Source organism: Phocaeicola sp. RTP21198st1_B8_RTP21198_201120 (assembly GCF_040929485.1).
GTDB lineage: Bacteria > Bacteroidota > Bacteroidia > Bacteroidales > Bacteroidaceae > Phocaeicola > Phocaeicola dorei.
In genome coordinates this window covers 1-1262 of record NZ_JBCOCI010000397.1, presented here as the reverse complement: position 1 = coordinate 1262, position 1262 = coordinate 1, and the positions used below count along the sequence as shown (strand labels likewise).

The window sequence follows — 1262 nt, the reverse complement described above, 5'->3', positions numbered from 1 at the left end:
GTGATAATAGTCTATCTACTTTTTCACTTCCTGATTCTGACAGTAATGGAGGAGCATACTCCACTGCTGCTGCTGTCTTATCCAGAAAGCGATTCAAGACATCAATGAAATTATGAACATTAATATACTCACCACAAATAATGGACTTACTTAATAAAATAAAGCACGTTTCAAAGAAGCTTTCTACCTGAACATTCTTATTAAAAAACACTGATTCATCCTCACTACCATTTGGAAGCCAAGATTCAGGAAACTCTTCTATGAATTGATTATAACACTGTTCTAGTATACAGCTCATCCTTGTTTATTTATTCAAAGTATTTATTTCTATCGCTTCGAATTGATTCTATAGTCATTTTATAGCTTGACATATCCATTAACTTGGCAAAATTTATAGATTGCTTCCAACTATCCCATTTATGTGTAATTTCCACTAAATCAAAAGCGTTCAATAAAATAAGTAATCTGTTTTTTTCTTTTAAAGCATATACAGCATTCTTCACAGGAAGATAGTCATTTTCATTATAAGGCAATGTGATATCTCTTTTTTTCGTTATTGATCTTTCTGTCAGAACGTAAGAAGGCAGATTGTCTTTTTGAATTGCATTATATATGTCACTTTCAACAGGCCCATAGGGGAGAGCACAGAAATTATCAAATGTATCCAAAAGGTCTCTAGTATCTTCTCCCTTAGGAACTGCAGTCAGAAACAAAAGTTTAAGCATAGACAACTTAGAACAGTTTTTGAATTCTCTATTCTGCTCCTTATTCTCTTCGTTATACCATTCCTCAAATAAGGATAGCATATAATCAAATGCATATATTTTATTCATAAGACTTATTTATTTCTCTATATCAAAGACACTGTTATTAACTAATTACTACAAATAAAATCCTAAATAGTTTGTTGCATTATGTAGTATTAGCACAAAAACAACGTAATTATGCTGCAAAAGTAACGTAATTTACTAGAAGCGGAAATTAAATAGATAATTAATTAGATAATTATGCTGCCAAACATAGGATAATTGACATATTAACATTGCAAATGTGCTACTTTTTCCTCCACCTATAAACCAACCACCCCAAAATAAACAAACCTATTATACCTATATACACTTTATCCTTATGCAAATCCCACCATGATAGTTCTACGACAGTTTCTTTTTGATTCAGCAAAACATTAACCTTATTACTAATAGTATCAAGTCGATTCGATAACTGCTGCAAAGTAATGGATAATGTTTCATCAACTTCTATTC

General features: G+C 31.1%; 1 protein-coding gene and 2 pseudogenes. All 3 read right to left on the bottom strand.

Annotation, left to right across the window (positions count from 1 at the left end; translation table 11 throughout):
* Positions 1 to 298: pseudogene (locus AB5935_RS26685) on the bottom strand (hypothetical protein); the annotation flags it as partial.
* Between the two features lie 10 nt (positions 299 to 308).
* Positions 309 to 833, bottom strand: a complete 525-nt coding sequence (locus AB5935_RS26680; protein WP_055167953.1) for a Panacea domain-containing protein — start codon at positions 831 to 833, stop codon at positions 309 to 311.
* A gap of 220 nt (positions 834 to 1053) precedes the next feature.
* Positions 1054 to 1262 (bottom strand): annotated as a pseudogene (locus AB5935_RS26675) (histidine kinase); the annotation flags it as partial.

Coding starts and splice junctions, on each gene's coding strand:
- AB5935_RS26680 (WP_055167953.1), bottom strand. CDS start 833: ATGAATAAAATATATGCATTTGATTATATGCTATCCTTATTTGAGGAA.